Origin of the sequence: Bifidobacterium scardovii JCM 12489 = DSM 13734, from assembly GCF_001042635.1 — a bacterium.
Taxonomy (GTDB): domain Bacteria; phylum Actinomycetota; class Actinomycetes; order Actinomycetales; family Bifidobacteriaceae; genus Bifidobacterium; species Bifidobacterium scardovii.
Window position 1 is genome coordinate 2,560,690 of record NZ_AP012331.1, and the last position, 18,844, is coordinate 2,579,533.

The 18,844-nt window shown below is 64.9% G+C and carries 8 protein-coding genes and 2 pseudogenes; 1 reads left to right on the forward strand and 9 read right to left on the reverse strand.

Features of this window, described 5'->3' with window-relative positions; all coding sequences use genetic code 11:
- Window positions 1–2: 2 nt before the first annotated feature.
- The 8 genes and pseudogenes from BBSC_RS10440 to BBSC_RS10475 all read right to left on the reverse strand — a co-directional run bounded on the left by BBSC_RS10440 (window position 3) and on the right by BBSC_RS10475 (window position 14,721).
- Entirely contained in the window at window positions 3–887 is an 885-nt protein-coding gene (locus BBSC_RS10440) for an aldo/keto reductase (protein WP_046726283.1), read from the reverse strand.
- A 338-nt stretch (window positions 888–1,225) separates the two neighbouring features.
- Window positions 1,226–2,299: a LacI family DNA-binding transcriptional regulator gene (locus tag BBSC_RS10445; RefSeq protein ID WP_081893106.1), complete on the reverse strand. Its 1,074-nt coding sequence runs from the start codon at window positions 2,297–2,299 to the stop codon at window positions 1,226–1,228.
- 207 nt (window positions 2,300–2,506) lie between these two features.
- Entirely contained in the window at window positions 2,507–4,714 is a 2,208-nt protein-coding gene (locus BBSC_RS10450; protein ID WP_046726284.1) for a beta-galactosidase, read from the reverse strand.
- A gap of 419 nt (window positions 4,715–5,133) precedes the next feature.
- Window positions 5,134–6,105: pseudogene (locus tag BBSC_RS10455) on the reverse strand (ABC transporter permease subunit).
- The gene (locus BBSC_RS10460) at window positions 6,102–7,007 is read right to left on the reverse strand and encodes a carbohydrate ABC transporter permease (RefSeq protein ID WP_046726286.1); all 906 of its coding nucleotides are present in this window, start codon (window positions 7,005–7,007) and stop codon (window positions 6,102–6,104) included. Before BBSC_RS10460 ends, BBSC_RS10455 begins: the two are co-directional and overlap by 4 nt.
- A 202-nt stretch (window positions 7,008–7,209) precedes the next feature.
- Window positions 7,210–8,567 (reverse strand): annotated as a pseudogene (locus BBSC_RS10465) (ABC transporter substrate-binding protein).
- A gap of 407 nt (window positions 8,568–8,974) precedes the next feature.
- Complete coding sequence (locus BBSC_RS10470) at window positions 8,975–12,697, reverse strand: ABC transporter ATP-binding protein/permease (RefSeq protein WP_033519535.1); 3,723 nt, start codon at window positions 12,695–12,697, stop codon at window positions 8,975–8,977.
- A gap of 452 nt (window positions 12,698–13,149) precedes the next feature.
- On the reverse strand, window positions 13,150–14,721 hold the full coding sequence (locus tag BBSC_RS10475) for a sugar porter family MFS transporter (RefSeq protein WP_070098303.1): 1,572 nt from the start codon (window positions 14,719–14,721) through the stop codon (window positions 13,150–13,152).
- Window positions 14,722–15,274: 553 nt separating this feature from the next.
- Between BBSC_RS10475 and BBSC_RS10480 the strand changes: the two genes are divergently transcribed.
- On the forward strand, window positions 15,275–17,095 hold the full coding sequence (locus BBSC_RS10480) for an AMP-dependent synthetase/ligase (RefSeq protein WP_033519534.1): 1,821 nt from the start codon (window positions 15,275–15,277) through the stop codon (window positions 17,093–17,095).
- Window positions 17,096–17,911: 816 nt separating this feature from the next.
- On the opposite strand, the gene BBSC_RS10485 is transcribed toward BBSC_RS10480, so the two are convergent.
- Entirely contained in the window at window positions 17,912–18,769 is an 858-nt protein-coding gene (locus BBSC_RS10485) for a hypothetical protein (protein WP_144414474.1), read from the reverse strand.
- Window positions 18,770–18,844: the final 75 nt, after the last annotated feature.

Below are 18,844 nucleotides of genomic sequence, written 5' to 3' on the forward strand. Positions count from 1 at the left end.
GATCACGCGTACGAGAAGGTCATCGGGTCGTGCCCGGCGCGGGTCGGACCGTCGAGCGCGTCGATGGCGGCATGCTCCTCCAGCGTGAGCGCGAAGCCGAACAGATCGAGGTTTTCCCGCTGGCGCTCGGCATGCACGGACTTGGGGATGATGATCGTGCCGTTCTCGATGTGCCAGCGCAGGATCACCTGTGCCGGCGTCACCTGATGCGTGGCGGCGATGCGCTCGATCGTGCCGTCGCCGGCCTTCAGATCGGCGCCGCGGGCCATCGGCGAATACGCTTCGACGGCGATGCCGTGTTCCTTGCAGAACGCGACGACCTCGCGCTGCTGCCATGTGGGGTGCAGCTCGATCTGGTCCACGGCCGGCCATTCGCCGGTTTCGTCATGCAGACGCTCCAGATGCTCGGGCAGGAAGTTGCACACGCCGAGAGTCTTGACCCGCCCCTCGTCGCGCAGCTTGACGAAGGCCTTCCAAGTCTCGCCGCTGCGCCAGTCGAACGGGGTCGGCCAATGCAGCATGTACATGTCCACGTAGTCGACCTGCAGCAGACCGGCCTGGCGGTCGAAGGCCTTGAGCGCGGAATCGTAGCCCTGCTCGGAATCCCGCAGTTTGGTCGTCACCCACAGGGATGCGCGCCGCTCCCCCGTGTTGTAGCCGGTCGCGGTGAGGGCGCGGCCGATGCCTCCCTCGTTGTTGTAGCCGGCGGCGCCGTCGATGTGGCGATAGCCGGAGGCGAGCGCCGACTCGACGACCGGAGCCACGGCATCGTCATCGATGCGCAGCAGTCCGAGGCCGATCTGAGGAATTGCATTGCCATCATTCAGGGCGATATTCGGAACGCTGTCCGCGGCAGCCGCAATGACAAGATCACTGGTTTCCGTCATAACAAAACCTCCTGGAAACTTTTTCTTCTCCTCAACACACAATAACACTCAACGCGTCCCTACTTGGCCCGAAAATCGCGGCGCGCAAGGGGATTGTGCGGTGGGGGGACGAATCGGACGGATCGGTCATACATGGGACTTACAACGGCGTCGCACCACAACCGCGTCAAAATCGCATGAAAGGGCGCCACATCGGGCAGCATGCATGACGTTTTTGCATGCAAAAGTCGAGTTGTCGGTGCGAGGACAAGTAGTGAAACCGGTTGCCACCCAATTTTTCGGCTTATTTTGGCCCTATTTCGACCCGATTTCGGCATCCACGCACCGACAACTCGCAGTCAGCGCGTACTGGACCGGGCTATGACGCGAGATTCGGTCATCAGCAGCTCGGGTTCCACGGTTTCCCCGCCGATCCGGCGCAGAATGCGCTCGACCGCGGTCGGCGCGGTCCATTCCAACCTCGAGTCCATCGTGGTCAGCGGGATCTGCAGATAGGCGGACTCCTCGATGTTGTCGAAGCCGATCACCTGCACCTGCCCCGGCACGTCAAAACCGTGTGTGCGCAAGGCGACCAGCGATCCGATCGCCAGCTGGTCGTTGAGCGCCACCACGCCGTCGAAGGGCACCCCCTGATCCAGCAACCGCTGCGTCACGGACGCCCCCGAGCCGATCGTCCAGTCCTGATCGGTGTTGCCGACCAGCCGGGGATCCAACGCGATCCCCCGGCGCCGGCACTCCTCGATGATGCCGCGCAGGCGCAGCTGCGCGTTGCCTTCCACCGCATGCAGCAACGCGTCCTCGTCGTACGCACCGCGGGCTCCGACCACGGCGAGCGCTGTGGAGCCATGGTCGAGCAGATAGCCGGCCGCGTTCGCGGCGGCCGACACGTCATCCGGGGTCACATGGTCGGCGACGCCCCATGTGGTGCGCGCGCCGACCACCACCAGGGGAAAATCCACGTCCAGATCCTCGGGGGTGATGTCCTCGACCTCGCTCATCGACAGGATCATGCCATCGGACACCGTGGAGTTGAAGTTCTCGAGAATGTCGCGAGCCCCCTTCGCGGACCCTTCCGCGTAGGTGGTGACGTAGACGGAATATCCGCGCTGACGGGCCGCGTCGATGGTACGGTTGGCCAGCTCGGCCAGATACGGCGGGGTGAGCGAGGGGACGGCGAGCGTGATGAACCCGGTGTGGTCGCGGTTCAGATTGCGCGCGGCGATGTTCACGCGGTATCCGGTCCGCTGGATCACCGCCTCGACCTTGGCCCGCGTTTGCTCGGTCATGCGGCCGTTGCCGTTGATCACGTTCGAGGCGGTTTTCAGGGACACGCCGGCCGCCTGCGCCACGTCGCGCAGCGTGACGCGCTTTTTGCTCGCCTTGGTATCGCCCACGGCACGCTCCTTCGACATTTCACCAACCGTTTTCGCCGCTGAGGGGACAGAGCATCATCATACCCTGAGCCTCGCCGACGGCTCATCCGCGGTTACGAATGGAATGCGTGCGGGATCCTGTTGGGGTGACAGCTCCTTTTTGGCTCCCCCTCCGGAGGGGAGCCGGACGTCCATTAGATCGCGGCCAGCTCGCCCTGCAATTATCGACGGACTTGCGGCTGGGCGCTAGTGAGCGGTTTTGGTGATGAGGATGCCGTTGGGGCGCAGGGCGTATGCCGGCGATCCCGATTCCGCGGCGTCACAGCGGTAGGCGACGACCATCTCACCCGCCACGGCCGGCACCGACACGGTTTGACCGGAGCGGTTGATGACGAAATCGAAATCGGCGGTATCGGTGCTGCGGCGGGTGCGGATCAGGCTGGCGTCCGTGTGGCTCTCGCTTTCCAGTCCGACCAGCGCTGCCGACGCATCCGCGCTCTGCCGTTCCGCCGGTAGCGCGCCGGAGAACTCGTCACGCAGGAACCGCGCGATATCGGCGCGGTCCAGATCGCATCCGATGTAATACGCCTCGCCCTCGCCGTACGGATGACGCACGATCGCGGGAACGCCGTCCAGCTCCCACGCGGCGGCGTCCGTGCCCTCATAGGTGGCGAGCACGGTCGCGTCCGGCGCAACCGATGTGACGACATTCGCCCATAGACGGCTGACGGAGCCGTTGGACAGCGTGACCGTCCCGGGATCGCCGAGACCGGCGCCATCCGCAGCGGTACTCGCGCCGTCGTCCGCACCGCTCAGGATGTTGAATTCCTCGCCGCGCACGCCGAGCATGTCGCGCAGCATGCCCGGGTACCCGCCCAAGGCCACGTGCGTGTGCTCGTCGGCGATGCCGGTGGCGTACCCCACGATCACGCGGCCGCCCGACCGCGCAAACGCCCTGACGCGCCCGGCGTCGGACTCGGACAGAATGAACATGGTCGGCAGCACGACGGTGTCGTAGTCCGACCAATCGGCGCGCAGCGGCACCACGTCAGCTCGCGCGGACGCGTCGAGGAACGCGCGGTACCAGTCGCGCACGTCGTGCCAGTGGCTCAGCTTCATGCTCGGCAACGTCTCGCTGCGGGTCATCCACTCGCAGTCGGCGTCGAATAGGATGGCGGTGCGCGAGGGACGCAACGCGGCCCCCTGCAGCCCGGCTGCGGACAGACGGCGCAGCAGGCCGCCCAGCTCGCAGGTCTCGCGGAAGACCTTCGAATCCTCCCCCGCATGCGGCAACATCGCGGAGTGGAAGCATTCGGCACCGGATCGCGACTGCCGCCACTGGAAGAAATTGATCGCATCGGCGCCCAACGCCACATGGGCGAGGGCGTCGCGCACGAGTTCGCCGCCGCGCTTGCGCGAGTTGAGAGGCTTCCACTGCACCGCCGAGGTGGAATGCTCCATCAGATACCACGGCTTGCCCAGCGCCAGACCGTTCATCAGCGCGTCGGAGCAGGCCAGCTCGTCGAGATGCGACTCGCCCTCATGGAAGTAGTGGTCGTTGGAGACGAAATCCACGTCGTCGCTCCAGTCGGCGTAGTCCATCGTGCACTGATCGGTGGAGACCATGAAGTTCGTGGTGATCGGCTTATCCGGGCAGATCTCGGTGATCGCGTCGCGTTCGGCCTTGTAGAACTCCTTGAGGCATTCGGAGCCGAAACGCTCTAAATCGAGCTGCTGCGACGGGTTGACCATCGCGTCGCCGCCCATATGGCGCGGGATGATCACCTGGTCGAAGCTGGTGACCGCCTGCGACCAGAAGGCGGTGCCCCACGCCTCGTTGAGCGCGCCTACCGTGCCGTACTCCCGTTCGCACCAGCGCCGGAACGCGCGCAGAGTGTTGTCCGAGTAGTCGTACCGGTTGTTCCAGCCGTACTCGTTGCCGACATGCCACGCGGTGACGGCCGGGCTGTCGCCGTACCGCTCGGCGAGGCGGCGGCACATCTCCAGCGCGTAGTCCTTGAACACGGGGCTGGTCGGGCTCCACGACTGGCGCGAACCGGGGTTGATCGTATGGCCGTACCGGTCGATCGGCAACACCTCAGGATGCGCCGGATACAGCCACAGGGGCGCGGCCGCGGTCGCGGAGGCGAGATCGACGGCGATGCCGGCCGCGCCGAGCTTGCCGATGATGCGGTCCAGCCAGTCGAAGTCCCATTCGTCCTCGGCCGGCTGGATCCTGTCCCAGCTGAAGATCGCCAGGGCGACCGTGTTGACGCCGGCCTTGGTCATCAGGCGAATGTCGTCGTCCCAGACGGATTCGGGCCATTGATCAGGGTTGTAGTCGCCGCCGTAGGCGATGCCGTGCCCATCCGGCGCCAGCAGGGCAGGCCACCGGAAGGGTCTGCGCGCCGCGTCGGCGGCCCGACCGAGCGCTTTGGTCTGTGACAACGACATGGGATACTCCTTGTGATATATGATGGCATCTATTTTGCTGCGCATCTCCGACGCCGTAGAGTCCTGCAGCGTAGAAAACGTCCGAGAACCGGATTGTTACCCAACCGGTTTCTACGCTGAACGAGCTTCCCGCGTAAAAAGTGTCCGAGAAGCGAGTTGTTACCCAAACGTTCTCTACGCCAAACAGCCTTTCACCGTAGAAAATGTCCGAGAACTAAGTTGTTACCCAACCGGTTTCTACGCCAGATAACCTCTCCGCGTAGAAAATGTCCGAGAACCAACCTGTTACCCAACCATTCTCTACGCTGACGGGGCTCCCAGCGTAGAAACCGTCCGAGAAGCAGGGTGTCGCCCAACCTCTCTCTACGCCGGTGGCGTCCCGGCGGTTATTCCTTGACGGCGCCGGTGGCCAGGCCGGACTACCAGTACTTCTGCAGGCACAGGAACGCGATCTCCAACGGTGATGATCGTGATCAACGAACCCGTGATCACCAGGTTCTGGACCGCCTGGCCACCGGCGGTGGACGCCTGGTCCTTCCACTGGTTCAAGCCGATCGTCAGCGGGTACCAATTGGAATCCTTGAGCATGATGAGTGGCAGGAAGTAGTTGTTCCACGTCGCCACGATCGCGAACAGGGCCGTTGTCACGATACCCGGCGCCAGCAGCGGCAGCGAGATCTGGAAGAAGGTGCGGAACTCGCCGGCGCCGTCCACGCGGGCGGCTTCCAGCAGCTCGTCGGGCACGGCCTGGTCGGAGAAGATCCACATCAGATACAGGCCGAAGGTCGACACCAGCGAGGGGATGATCATCGACCACGGCGTGTTCGTCAGGTTCAGCTTGGCGAACAGCAGGAACTGCGGAACCGCCAACGCGATGCCGGGCACCGAAATCGCGCCGATGATGATCGCGAAGCACAGTTTGCGCCCGGGAAGCGGAACTTGGCCAGCGCATAGCCGCCCATGATCGCCAGCAGGGTGGCTCCACCGGCGCCGGCCACCACGTAGAGGATCGTGTTGATGAACCAGCGGCCGAAGATCCCGCCCTGATAGGTGAACACGGTGACCAGATTGTCCCACAGGGCGAAGGTCTTGCCGAAACCGAGTCCGAAGGTCGAGGTGAAGTCGGCCTGCGTCTTGGTGGCGTTGATCAGCAGGTAAACGAACGGGAACAGGCAGTAGACCGCGAAGATCGCGCACACCACGGTCATCACGATGGACCGGGTCGGGTTCGCCGGATTGGAGAATCCGGTCTTCGCCGCACGTTTGCGCTCGGCCTTCTCGTCGGCGGCGATGCGCTTCTGGCGTTCCTTTTCGGCCTGCTTCGCGGCCTTTTCACGCGCCTTGAGATCGACGGCGTCGGTTGCGGTATGGGAAGTCGTTACGGCACTCACTTCATCTGCTCCTTCATGCTGCGCAGCTGGACGACGTAGGCGATCACCATGGTGATCACGGCCATCACGATCGCCAACGCCGCCGCGTAATTCGACTGGTTGCCGGTGAAACTCAGGTTGTATGCGTACATGTTCGGGGTGTAGTACGTCGTGATCGCGTTGCCCGGCACCATGTTCTGCAGAATCGAAGGCTCGTTGAACAACTGGAACGAACCGATGATCGAGAAGATCACCGTGATCGCCAAGCTGCCCTTGAGTTCCGGCAGTTTGATGCGCTTGACGATCTGCCACTCCGACGCGCCGTCAATGCTCGCGGCCTCGTACAGGGAATGCGGGATCGTCGACAGGGAGGAATAGAAGATCAGCATGTTGTAGCCCGTGAACTCCCATGTGTTGATATTGCCGATCGACACCAGCAGCACGCTCGGGTCCAGCACGTCGATATGCGTGCCCAGCAGGTCGTTGAGCGAGCCGACCAATCCGTATTTCGCGCCGTACACGAAGCCCCAGATCATCGTCGAGACCACGGCGGGCACCGCATACGGCAAAAACGTGCCGATACGGAAGAACTTCGTGCCGTGCAGCTTCATGGAATCCAAGGCCAACGCCATCGCCGCGGCCAGGAACAGCATGATCGGCACCTGCACCACCGTGAAGGCCGCGACGCGCCCGACCGAGCTCCAGAACTGCCCGTCGCCGAAGAGGCGCAGATAGTTCGCGAATCCGACGAACTGGTTGCCGCCGATCATCTTCTTCTGGAAGAAGCTGATGTAGATGGCGTAGACGATCGGGATGATGAACACGAAGACGAACACCACCGCGAACGGCCACATGAACTTCCAGCCGCGCCAGTCGGCTTTGTGCTTGTTGATTCTGACCGTCGCCGAATGCTGGTTCGCCATCTCGGACTGCGTGCCCGGCGACGCCACGGCGGCAGCGGACACTGTTGGTTCAGACATGATCACTGCTTTCTTGCCGATGCTTGTGGATGATTGGGAGCCGCCGAGCCCGGGCATGGCAGGAGCGGGGATACCGGGGCATCCCCGCTCCTACTGGGTTGCTGGCTGCGGCAAGGGACCTCGGCGGAAGGCCGAGGATTACCTGTTACTTGAGCGTGACAGTGTAGCCCTGCTGCTCGCCCTGATCGGCCAGTTTCTTGGCGTAGTTCTCGATGGCCTTTTCGAGGGTGATCTCCTTGGTGTAGGCCTTGGACACCTCATCGCCGTACGCGGTCTGCGCGAAGGGGTTGTACGGCAGGTACTGGAACTTCTCGGTGGGACGCTGGGCGGCCTCGGCGAGGATCTTGTTCACGTTCTGGCCGCCGAAGTAGTCGTTGGTCTTCTTGTTGGCCTCGGTGGTCGGATCGGTGAAGGAATCGGAATTCAGGATCGACTTGAGGGCCGAGAACGCACCGGTGTCGGCGGACAGCTGCGCGCCGTCGCCGTGGGTGACGAACTCGATCCACTTCCAGGCGGCATCCTGGTTCTTGCTCTGCTTGGTGATGGTCCATGCGGAACCGCCGTCCTCGGCGGACACCTCATCGCCCTCGTTCCACTGCGGCAGCATGGCCACGCGCCAGTTGCCGGCCTGGTCCGGAGCACCGGTCATCAGGTTGATCGGCATCCACGCACCGATGGTCAGCGAGGCGAGGGTGCCGTCATTGAGCTCGCGGTTCCAGTCATCGGACCAGTTCTGGGTCTTGGTGTCGATCAGATCCTCGTCGATGAGCTTCTGCACGAACTTGATGTAGCGCTGCATGCCCTCATCCTTCATATTGATGGTGATCTTCTCGCCATCGACGGTCCACGGCTTGGCGCCGGCCTGCCAGATCTGCGCGGTGAAGGGCTGGTAGTCGCTCGACGTACCGGCGATGTTGGTGATGTAGGATCCGGTGGCACGGATCTTTTTGGCCGCCTCGTAATAGTCGTCCCAGGTCTTGATGGACTCGCCGTCGACGCCGGCCTTGTCGAACACCGCCTTGTTGTAGAAGAACATCTCGGGGCCCGCGTCGATCGGCAGTGCATACGGCTTGCCGTTGTACTACAGCTTGTTCCACGGGCCGGCAGTGAAGTCGTCGGAGAGATCATCGGCGCCATACGCGCTCAGATCGATCACATCACCGGTGACGGCGAACTGGGTGACGGTCGGATCCTCGAGCATCACGGCGTCGGGAGCGCCGTTGCCGGCCGCGATCGCATTGGTCAGCGCGGTGGATGTCTTCTCGGCGGTGCGGTGTTGTTGAACTTGACCTTGATCCCGGGATTGGCCTTCTCGAAAGCATCGACAAGCTGCTGCGTGGAATCGCCCGAGCCCCAGCCCCAGACGGTGATGTTGGCGTTCTCGGCATCGCCCTTATTGGCGCTGTTGTCGGCGTTGTCGCCGCTGCCGCTGCCGCAGGCCGCAAGCCCGACGAGCGTTGCTACGGCAGCCGTTGCCGCGATGACCTTCTTGGTGTTACGCATGTTGTCTCCTCCCGAGCCATCGGCGGGCTTGCTGCGCGCTACGGAAACCAACTGCGACATTGGGCGGGGTCCGTACCGCGACGCTCTCCTCTGACTGTTTGTTTTTGTTTTTTGGGGGTGTTTTCTTTGATACACCCGTGTACCAGCATGTCAAATCGGTGGGGACCACAACGCTCGGTCGCTTGAAAAAACGGGGAACACGCCGTGGATCGCCTGTCTTGGCCGAGGCCGCATCCAACGCCTCGATTACCGCCGGTCCGTACGGGCCGGTTCCGGCGACATACCGGCATGGTCTCGGAAGCAGCGCACCGACAACTCGGGGGTTTGAAGCACATTTATGCCTCAAACCCCCGAGTTGTCGGTGCGTGGATGGCGAGACGCACGCCATCCGCCCACATCCGGCACGCCTACATGCGCAGCACGCGATCGGCGATGCGCATGGTGGACGCGCGATGGGACACGAGCACGATGGCGGCATCGCGCTCGTCGGCCAACGCGTTGATCGACTGAAGGATCACGGCCTCGTTCAACGCGTCAAGACGACTGGTCGGTTCGTCGAACAGCACCAGATCCGCATTGCGCAGGAAGACGCGCGCCAAGCCGATTCGCTGGCGCTCTCCCTCGGATAGCCGGTCGCCAAGCTCCCCTACCTGCGTATCCAGGCCGTCCGGCAGCGTATCGATCAGATCCAGCACCGACGCCTTGCGGCACGCCTCGCGCAGCAGCGCATCGGCGTCGGAACCGGTCGCGGCGGCGGATTCCGCAGGCAGCGCGATCATCAGATTCTCGCGTATCGTGCCGTCGAACAGGGCGGTCTCCTGGCTCATCATCGTCTGCACGCGGCGGCGGTGATGCGCGTCGACGCCGGGCAGCGGCTCGCCGGAGAACAGCACGGCGCCGCGCTGCGGATCCCAGTAGCGCATCAGCAACTTCAGCACCGTGGACTTGCCGCGGCCGGACGGCCCCTGCACGCCGAGGATGCCGGAACGGGGCACGTCGAGCGTCAGGTCGCCCAACACCGGATCATCGTCCCCGTAGGCGAACGTCACATGGTCGAGCGCCATACCGCGGTATGGCGGCGCCGCGGTGCCGGTCTCCACGACGGCCGGATGCTCGTCCATCAGTGCGAACAAACGCCGCGCGGAGGCGAAGGTCTGCGTCAGGTTCGCCGGCAGCGCGCTCAACGCCAGCGTCGGACCGAACGAACTGGCGATCAGCACCACGCCAGTCACCAATGCGGGAATGTCGGACGGCGAAACGACCGCCAACGCCACAGCGAGCGCCTCCGACGCGATGGTCAGCGTCATGACCAGCACCGTGCCGATGCCGGCGAAGCCGCCGTTGACGCGGCTCAGACGCGCGTGTTCGGCCCACAGCGACTTGGTGCGCTCGACGATGACGCGCACCCGGTCCTCGCCGCGCCCGAACCCGATGATCTCCCCCAGACCGCGCATGTCGTCGAGCATCACGTCGTCGAGCTCGGAGGCCTGGCGGCGGATCGTCGGCCCGAGGTTCTGCACGCCGGTGGCGAAGAACCGCGGCACGACCACGCCGATGACCAGATGCGCGACGACCAGCAGTCCGGCGAGCGCCGGGCTCAGCGCCAGCAGCAGGCAGGCATACACCACGCTGGTGGTCACGGCGATCACGACCGGCGAGATGGTATGCGCGAAGAAGATCTCCAGCAGCTCCACATCGGTGGTGATCAGCGCGATCAGGTCGCCCTTGCCCTTGCCGGCCAGCTTCGCCGGGGCGAGCCGGCGCAGCGCGGCGAAGGACTTGGATCGGAAGAGCGCAAGCAGGCGGAAAGCGACGTTGTGGTTGAGATACTGTTCGACGTAGCGCATAAGGCCGCGCAGTATCGCGCATACGACCATCACGGTCACGGCCGGTGCGGCGCCCATGCCCCACACCGGACTGCCGGCCAGCGCGAACGCGGCCATCACGCCGAAGACCGGCAGGAACGTGGCGGCAAGATGGCCGATCGTGCCGGCGACGGACGCGGCGGTCATCAGGCCGGCGAGCGGCCTGGCCTCGCGCAGCAGCCGCGCGATGACGGCGGAGGTGGACGCGCCGGCCGCGACGGCGCCCTCATGCGGCGCGGAGACACCCGGATCATCGGACGGAGCGGCGGAATCGTCATGAGCGGCAGGATCAGCAGGTTTGGCAGGAGCGGCCGGGCCATCAGAGTCGGCGGAACCGTCGATCGGCGCCACGGCACTCGACGCGGCGCTCCCCTGCGCCCCGTCATCGGCCGAAGAGCGCCGCCCGACCCGTTCGATCGCGCTCTGCGCGCGGAACAGCCGCGCGTATGCGCCGTCGACACCGATGAGGCCGCCGTGCTTGCCGCTCTGCACGACCTCGCCATGGTCGAACACCACGACGATGTCGGCGTCGACGGCATTGGCCATGCGATGGGTGATCATGATCACGGTCTTGCCGGCCGTGGCCAGCGCGCGGATCGAGGCGAGAATCAGCGATTCGCTCTCCACGTCGACGCTGCTGGTCGCCTCGTCGAACACGTATACCGCACTGTCGTGGAGCAGGGCCCGCGCGATCGCCAGCCGCTGGCGCTGCCCGCCGGACAGGTTCGTCGCCCCGGATTCGATGCGGGCGTCCAAGCCTTCGGACTGTTCGCGCACGAAATCGTCGATATGGGCCCGGCGCAGCGCCTCCCACAGGTCGTCGTCGCCGGCGTCCGGACGGGCCAGCAGCAGATTCTCGCGTATCGTGCCGGCGAACAGGTGGCTGCGCGCGCCGACCACGGTGACGGCGCGGGTGAGCGACGCCGCGGTCAGACCGCGCAATTCGTGGCGGCCGCGGGCGTCGAGCAGGGCGATCGATCCGGTGTATCCGACGAGCGTGCCGGCCAGCAGCGCGGCCGCGGTCGACTTGCCGGAACCGCTGACGCCGACGATGGCGGTCACTTGGCCGGGATTGGCCAGGAAGGTGATGTCCGATAACGCCGGAGCCGACGGGGCCGCGCTGCGGGAATCGGGCCGCGCGGAACCGCCGGATTTGCTGGACTTGTCGGAGCGCCCGGACGCATCGGCGCGGCGCTCATAGGCATATCCCACGCGTTCGAACGCGACCGCTGGCGCCCCGGCCGCAGTGTCGAGCTCCACGTCGCCGCGCTGCGGCTCCGGCGCGTCGAGCAACGCGAAGATCCGCTTGGTGGAGGTCATGCCGTTCATCGCGACGTGGAAATACGATCCGAGCTGGCGCAGCGGGATGAAGAAGTCGGCGGACAACAGCACGATCAGCACGACCCCGGCGAGGCCGAGCGGCACCGAATGGCCCGGCATCCACTGCAGACGGCCGGTCGCATACTGCCAGAGCGCGACGCCGATGCCGGCGGCCGTGCCGCCGTACGCGACCAGATCCATCGCGGAGAGCGAGCGCAGCTGGATCTGCAGCACGCGCATGGTCATGATGCGGAACCGTTCGGCCTTGTCATCCATGGCACGGGCCGCGCGCTCGTCGGCGTCGAAGATCTTCAGGGTCTCCAGCCCCTGCATGTCGTCGAGGAAGGTGGCGCCCATATCCGTGTAGGTGCCCCAGTATTTCTTGAACATGCGGGCGGCGCTCATCGCGACCATGCCGACGATGAGCACGATCAGCGGCGCGCAGACGAGCAGCGTCACGGCCGTCGGCATGTTGATCGGCGCGATGACGGCGAACAGGGTGATCGGCGCGAGAATCGCATAGAACAGCTGCGGCAGGAACAGCTCGAAGAAGGTCTGGACCTGTTCGATGCCCTCGCCCGCGGACTGCACCACGTCGGCGGTGGTGACGCGGGTGCCGTACGAGGGCCCGAACGCAAGCATCTTGCGGTAGAGCCGTTCGCGCAGGCCGAGTTTGACGCGTTCGGCCGCTTCGGTGCCGAGTCCGGCCGCGGCGCGGATCGTCAGGTACCGCACCAGCGCGCAGACGACGAATATGCCGGCGTACAGGGCCGCGCGCGTCGGGGTGATCACGGGTTCGGCGCCGCCGAGCAGCCCGGACAGCAGCGCCACCAGCGTGACCACGAATCCGATATTGGCCAGCAGCGACACCCACAACAGGGCGACCTTGCCGGCGATCAGCCCCCCGATGCCGGGTGCCACCGAAAACAGTCTCTTATCGAACATTCCAACCCCTACTGCATGCGCGCATCGTCTGCGCGCCTTGCGTTCCTCGTGTGCGTACCATGCGGCCGAGGCCGCGACCGTCTCAACCCTAACAACCGGCGCGCCGTTGCGCCAGAGGAACATCCGCGATAGTGGGCAACGCCACACCCCCGGCCGTGCGCCAGTGCACCCGTCTGCACGCCTGGCATTCCCGCTGACTTGCGGCCCCGAACAGGCACGAAACAGGCCGTATGCCAGCGGATGCGTCGACGTCTCGCCGACTTGCGGCCGCCGGCGGATATGGAACAGGCTGCATGCCAGCGGACTCATCGAGGGTCCGTTGGCATGCAGCCTGTGACGTAGGGGGTGGCAGCCGCGACCGGCGGCACCGGATCGGGGCTCGGCCGAGCCCGACTCAGCCGACTTAATCCGACTCAGTCCGGCTCAGCCAACCCAGTCCGGCGCAACCCGGCTCAGTTGCCCCGCTTCTGGGCGGTGACCAACGCTTCTGCGGCGGCCTTGGTGGCGATCGCGCGCTCCTTGGCACGGCGGGCGCGGGCCAGTTCGGCCTCGGCGGCGCGGATATCGGACTCGGCCTGCTTGAGGTCGGCAGTGGCGCGCACGACTTCGAGCTGGGCGTTGGACTGATCGGACTTCGGCTTCCACAGCTCGGCGATCTCCTCCAGCGTCTTGTCCTTCGTTTCGGGCACGAAGGTGACCACGCCAAGGAAGCACAGCAGGTTGGTGCCGGCGAACACGAGGAAGGCGCCCATGCCGCCGATCGAATCGATCATCACCGGGGTGAACTGGCCGATCGCCCAGTTGGTGGCCCACAGGAACACCGTGCAGATACCGGTCGCACGGCCACGCAGGTAGGTCGGGAACAGCTCCGGGATCATGATCCACGGGATCGGGCCCATCGAGAACGCGAACGCGGATGTGAAGCACATGACGAAGATCAGCATGAGCAGCTGGTAGTTGTTCGCGTAGGCGAAGCTGATGCCGAGCGCGAACAGCACCATGAGGCCGGAACCGACGGCCATCAGCTTCTTGCGGCCCGCGGTGTCGATCAGGTACATGCCCACGACGGTGAACACGAGCTCGATGCCGCCGACCATCGAGGAGGCGAGGAATTCGGTGTTGCCGCCAAAGCCCATGTCCTTGAACATGACCGGGCCGTAGTAGCTGATCGCGTTCATGCCGATCGCCTGGTTGAACACGGCCAAGAAGATGCCGATGAGCAGCGCCTTGCGCAGGCCCGGCTTGAACAGGTCGGAGAACTGGGCGTTGGCCTCGCGCTCCTCACGGACCTGGTTCTGGATCTCCTCGACGTCGTGGCGAGCCTTCTCGGTGCCGTTGATGCGCTCGAGCACCTTGAAGCCCTCTTCGACCTTGCCGTTCTGCACGAGGAATCGCGGCGATTCGGGGCTGAACCACAGCGCGGCGAAGAAGATGGCGGCCGGGATGGCGCCGATGCCGAGCATCCAGCGCCAGCCGATGTTAATGCCCCAGTCATGGTCGCCGGAGGAGGCGATGAAGTAGTTGATGACGTTGGTCAGGAAGATGCCGCTGATGGTGAGCAGCTGGTAGGCGCTGGTCAGCGCGCCGCGGATGTTGGTCGGCGCGGACTCGGTGATGTAGGTGACGGCGAGCGCCGCGGCCAGTCCGATGCCGATGCCGCCGATCACGCGGGCCAGGATCAGCGTGACCGGGCTGAACGTGAACGCCGACCACAGCGCGGCGGCGAAGAAGAAGGCCGCGCCGAACATGAGCAGCTTGCGGCGGCCGTACCGGTCGGACAGGAAGCCGGAGAAGCCGGCGCCGATCACGCCGCCGATCATGATGGACGAGATGACCAGGCCCTGCAGCGCCGGGGACAGGCCGTACTTGTCCTGCAGGAAGTCGATGGCGCCGGAGATGCTGACGGTGTCGTAGCCGTACAGCAGACCGGCGAGGCCGGCGCTCAGCGCCAGGCCGACGATATAGCGACCCGAGCCGCGCTTGTTATGGTCCTCGGTCTCGAGCACCACATCGGAATCACTCATGGCAATACCTTCGTACGATATGTGCGGCCAACGCCGCGTTGCTTTGGTTGTTGTGTTTTATTGTGTTGATCGCGCTTGGGGGAGCGCCGTCATAACCGTGTGGGCCACCTGCGGATTCCGGTCGTTCTCGGGAATCAAGTATCGCAGCTGTTAGCGCTAACGGTCAAGGCCAGAGCGATATATTAGGCACCGCCGTGGATCAATTCGCGCCTCCGCGTGTTGAATCGTTTACACGTAGGATTTGCAACGTTTTACCACATGCCGCAACCGCGCTTCGCCGCATGGCTGAGCCCTTCCGGGAACGCCACCCGCACCGCTCTCGGCCCGCCCCGTCTCCTCCTCGCGCGGCACCGTCCGTTTGTACGGCTCGACAAATGCGAACGCCGCGATTCGTACAAGAGCACAACGCGCCGCAACCTACGGTGCCGTAAGTTTATTGACGAAACAACAGAAAACGTCACCGAGACGCTCCGCGCGCGTCGCGAATCATCCAGACAACAACCAGACAGGGCCGCCCACGCGGGCATCCCCAGAAACGGAACACCGCACAGATATGCTGACCGAATACACCACTCCCGGAACCATTGTCGTCAACGATGACGAGACCCTGTACTCGCTGCTCACCGATCGCATCGAGCGCGCCGGCGAGGACACGATCATCGCCGCGCGCAAGCTCGGCCCGGGCCGCTGGGACGACATCACCACCGGGGAATTCCACAAACTCGTGCTCGCCGCAGCCAAGGGCCTGATCGCGTTCGGCATCGGCAAGGGCGACGCCGTCACGCTGTTCTCCTCGACCCGGTACGAATGGGGCGTGCTCGATTTCGCGCTGTCCGCGATCGGCGCGGTGAACGTGCCGATCTACGACACGGATTCCGCGGCCCAGGCCGAACGCATCCTCAACGATTCGGAGGTCAGGCTGGCCATCGCGGACGACCGCGAGCGCTTCGACCGGCTCGACTCGGTCAAGGACCATTGCCCGGCGCTCAGGCAGATCCTCATGATGGACGGCAACGCGCTCGGCGCGCTGCAGGGCTTCGGCGTCACCGTATCCGACGAGGAACTGCAGGCGCGCATCGATGCGGTGCGCGCCGACGATCTGGCGACCATCGTGTACACGTCCGGTTCGACCGGCGCGCCGAAAGGAGTCGAGCTCACGCACCGCAACTTCCTGTGGATCGTGCGCGCCGGCTATGGCGCGCTGCCGGAGATGCTGTGTGAGGGCGAGCCGCGCCTGCTGCTGTTCCTGCCGCTCGCGCACTGCTTCGCCCGCTACATCCAGTACTGCTCGATCGGCTCCGACAACGGCGTGATCGGCTACCTGCCCGACACCAAGTCGCTGCTGCCCGACCTGCGCTCGTTCAAGCCGACGTATCTGCTGGGCGTGCCGCGCGTGTTCGAAAAGGTGTACAACGCCGCATCGCGCAAGGCGGGAACCGGCTTCAAGGGGCGCATGTTCGCCCGCGCCGTGGCGGCGGCGCGCCAGTGGTCGCGCGACGAGCAGAACGGCGTGGCGCACTCCCCCAAGCAGCTCGCGGAACGCGCGACCTTCGAGACGCTGGTGTACCGCACGGTGCGCGGCGCGCTCGGCCCGAACATCAAGTACGTGGCGTGCGGCGGCGCGCCGCTGGCCGAGGATCTCGCGCACTTCTACGCCGGCATCGGCCTGCCGATGATCCAGGGCTACGGCATGACCGAAACCGCCGCGCCGTTCACCGTCACCCGCATCCACGACAACAGGATCGGCACCGTCGGCCAGCCCGCGCCGGGCGGCTCGATCCGCATCGCCGACGACGGCGAGGTGCAGGTGCACGGCGACAACGTGTTCGTCGGCTACCACAACCTGCCCGAAAAGACCGCCGAGGCCTTCACCCCCGACGGATGGCTGAAGACCGGCGATCTGGGCTCGATCGACGACGACGGGCGACTGACGATCACCGGGCGCAAGAAGGACATCATCATCACAGCCGGCGGCAAGAACGTCTCCCCGATCCCGCTGGAGCAGGAGATCGCCGAATGCCCGATCGTCGAGCATGCCGTGGTGGTCGGCGACGGGCGCCCGTTCATCGGCGCGCTGGTGACGCTGGATCCCGAAGGGCTGGCCGCCTGGCTGCCGACCAAGGGGTTCTCCGCCGACATGCCGCTTGCGGACGCGGCGGCGCTGCCCGATGTGCGCGCGGAGATCCAGACGTACGTCGATCGCGCGAACGCGACCGTGTCGCGCGCCGAATCGGTGCGCAAGTTCGCCGTTCTGCCCGAGCGTTTCACGCAGGGCAACGCGTGCCTGACCCCGTCGCTGAAGGTCGTGCGCCCCGCCGTCAACCGCGTTTTCGCCGATGTGATCGACAAGCAGATCTATTCCGGCAAGAAGTGATGGCGGGCGGCCGGTGCTTGGCGACGAGCGATTGGCGGCTGGCTCCTATCGACGTGCGTTTCGCCGGGACATATTCGCCGCGAAACAGACCGCCTCTGTGCCCGCCGCCGTCCCGCTGAACCTAGCCGGTCCGGATCGGGAGAGTGATACCGGCCGGCGGGAACCATCATCCGTAATGGATTGAATCGGGTCACGGCAGCGGCGAGAGGTTGATGCCGTTGAAAGGCGGTAATCTCTTGCCAGACGGCACTTGGGAGAGAGGTTGATGCTACCCGGCGGTATGACCGGCCCGCCGGCAAAATCATCGAGCCAATTCCGCCGCTGGGTAGCATGAATCTCTCGGTGAGAAGTACCTGCGCGAGAGAATCCCGCCACCCAGTGGCGCATACCGCTTACCAACCAGCCCCACCGAGAGACCCCAGCCACCGGGCGGTATGAACCTCTCGGAGAATGACACCTGCGCGAGCGAATCCCGCCACCCAGCGGCACACACCGCTCACTAGCCAGCTTCACCGAGAGGCCCCTGCCAACGGATGGCAAGGATCTCTCAATAAGCAGCTTTCAGAGAGAAATCCTCTCCGCTCTGTGGCACGAACCTCTCGTAAGGGCCTGTGCGAGAGAGTTCCGCGTCGCATGATGGAGAATCCGGCTCGCAACTCCCCTGCCAATCGAGAACTCCTCTCCACAAAGTGGAAGATCCGGCTCGGCGCACAAGAGCAAGCGAGCGATTCCCGCCACACACTGGCTCGTTTGGCTCGCCGAACGACACTTCATCCAGGCAAACCTGTGACAGGCGATCCCCAGGCACAGGGTCCCTCACTCACTCGGGCGGACATACAGCACCTCGTCGTATTGGCGGATCGAGTCATCGTTGCGCACGAGGCCTTCGGCGGATGGCTGATGCCTGAGCACCAGCGTCGTGCAAGGCGTATTCGCATCGGCCGCATACAAGCCGCAGGCCACCGCATCCGATTCCGTCTGCTCGATGCCGCGCGAGAATCGCTTGTCCGTGGTGATCAGAGCACCACGCTCCCACCACCATTCGCGGATCTGCCCCTTGCCGTCGTAATGGATCGTCGCGCCACGGCCTTCGTCGCCATCGATCTGCGGCGTACGCTCCGCCCATGTCGCATCGACATACGGGTCGTACCACAGAACGCGCACCGCCGTCACACGCTGGTTGGACTGCGTGTACAGACGCACCACGGATTCACGCCCCGACCGCGCATCGGCGACGAACTTCTCGATCGCGGAGTTGGGCTCGCCGTCGACATACCACGGAAAATCCCTGACCCCGACGGTACGCCAGCCCTCCACAACATCGCCGTTGTTCACGTATCCCTTGCTCTCCAGCTCCGCCACGCTCACACTCGGATCGAGCGCGAACAGCTCGTTTTCGATCTTCTGCGCCGTGATCGACGAGGCCGACTGCCAGATGAACGCGCCGGTCACGAATACGGCGAATACGAGAAACGCCGCGAGCAGACGCCACCACATCGGCATAGGGCCCCGTTCGCGCATGGCCCGTCCGAAACGAGCGAGACGGCGACCCAGCCGTCCGGAATGGTCGAATCGACCACGGCCGGACAAGCGAGCCACTCCTGCCGGCTGGGTTCCGCCGCCGCCCTCGCCAGCGGCGGATCGTCCGATCTTGCCGATTCCTTTGCCCGACATGGTCATCACCTCCAGCATCCTTGCCGCATCATACCGACTCCGGCGTCGTTCCCTGATGATTCCAGCGTACGGCGG

Coding starts and splice junctions, on each gene's coding strand:
- BBSC_RS10480 (WP_033519534.1), top strand. CDS start 15,275: ATGCTGACCGAATACACCACTCCCGGAACCATTGTCGTCAACGATGAC.
- BBSC_RS10475 (WP_070098303.1), bottom strand. CDS start 14,721: ATGAGTGATTCCGATGTGGTGCTCGAGACCGAGGACCATAACAAGCGC.
- BBSC_RS10470 (WP_033519535.1), bottom strand. CDS start 12,697: ATGTTCGATAAGAGACTGTTTTCGGTGGCACCCGGCATCGGGGGGCTG.
- BBSC_RS10460 (WP_046726286.1), bottom strand. CDS start 7,007: ATGGCGAACCAGCATTCGGCGACGGTCAGAATCAACAAGCACAAAGCC.
- BBSC_RS10445 (WP_081893106.1), bottom strand. CDS start 2,299: ATGTCGAAGGAGCGTGCCGTGGGCGATACCAAGGCGAGCAAAAAGCGC.
- BBSC_RS10440 (WP_046726283.1), bottom strand. CDS start 887: ATGACGGAAACCAGTGATCTTGTCATTGCGGCTGCCGCGGACAGCGTT.
- BBSC_RS10485 (WP_144414474.1), bottom strand. CDS start 18,769: ATGTCGGGCAAAGGAATCGGCAAGATCGGACGATCCGCCGCTGGCGAG.
- BBSC_RS10450 (WP_046726284.1), bottom strand. CDS start 4,714: ATGTCGTTGTCACAGACCAAAGCGCTCGGTCGGGCCGCCGACGCGGCG.